Source organism: Vibrio sp. 10N.261.45.E2 (genome assembly GCF_002875705.1).
Classification (GTDB): Bacteria; Pseudomonadota; Gammaproteobacteria; order Enterobacterales; family Vibrionaceae; genus Vibrio.
In genome coordinates, this window is the sequence record NZ_MCZZ01000053.1 from 1 (window position 1) to 1,363 (window position 1,363).

The following is a 1,363-nucleotide window of genomic DNA, read 5'->3' on the forward strand; positions in this document are numbered from 1 at the left end:
AGAGCCTACCCTTTGGGCACAAAAACAGTTCGGTCAAGCCCACCTTAATGACCCTAGACGCACTCAAAGACTCGTTGCTCTCGCAGCCTCACTGGCCGAGCAACCTGGTGTACCCGTCTCGAAACTCATTATCTCCCCTGCTGAAATGGAAGGGGCTTATCGCTTCATCCGTAATGAGCAAATCAAAGCAGAAGATATCGCAGAAGCGGGTTTTTATGTCACCGCACAAGAAGCATTAGAGCAACAAACACTTCTTGCTTTAGAAGACACCACTTCTCTCAGTTACTCCCATCGTAGCATTCGAGATGAACTCGGGCATTCCAATCAAGGCAATCGACATCGCGCCATGTTCGTACACTCAACCTTACTTTTTGCTCCCGATACTCAATCTGTTATTGGTTTAATTGAACAACAGCGCTGGACTCGTGATATAGAAAAGCGAGGTCAAAGGCACCAGCATGCGACTCGACCATACAAAGAGAAAGAAAGTTATAAGTGGGAACAAGCCTCTCGCCATGTCGCTGAGCGACTTGGCGACAAAATTTCGGATGTCATTTCTGTGTGCGATAGAGAAGCCGACCTATTTGAATACCTCACTTACAAGCGAGAGCAACAACAAAGATTCCTCGTTCGCTCAATGCAAAGCCGCTGTATTGAAGAGCATGATAATCGTCTTTATAGCTATGCCTCTACCCTGTTATCAGCCGGAGAGAAAGTGCTCGAAATACCGCAAAAAGGCGGTCGTAAAGCTCGCAAGGCTCATTTAGATATCAAATATGCCCCCGTGACACTCAAGTCTCCTGCTAACAAGAAAGAGTTCGATAACATTCCGCTTTACTACGTGGGATGTATAGAACAAGGAGAGAGTGGTAATAAGCTCGCATGGCACTTACTGACTTCAGAGCCGATAACGAGCAAGGAAGAGGCACTCAAAATCGTCAGTTATTATGAGCGGCGCTGGCTAATAGAAGATTTTCATAAAGTCTGGAAAAGTGAAGGGACTGAAGTTGAGCAACTGAGAATGCAAAGTAAGGATAACTTAGAAAGGCTCAGCGTCGTTTTGGCTTTTATCGCGACTCGGTTACTCCAGTTGAGGTTTATGAATGAATCAGACGAGTTATCTAAGACCAGTTGTGAGCAGGTATTAAAAGGCAAAGCGTGGAAGTTAATGTGGCTCAAGTTGGAGAGCAAAAAACTACCGAAAGAAGCGCCTAATATATCATGGGCTTACAACGGTATTGCTCGGTTAGGTGGTTGGAAGAATACCAAGCGAACAGGTCGCGCTTCTATAAAGACGTTATGGCAAGGATGGTTTAGGTTACAAACCATCCTTGAAGGGTATGAACTCGCTAAGTCTCTTGAT

General features: G+C 45.4%; 1 protein-coding gene. It reads left to right on the forward strand.

Annotation, left to right across the window (positions count from 1 at the left end; all coding sequences use genetic code 11):
• On the forward strand, positions 1-1,363 hold a 1,363-nt coding region (locus tag BCT34_RS02930), incomplete at both ends, for an IS4 family transposase (RefSeq protein ID WP_102305671.1).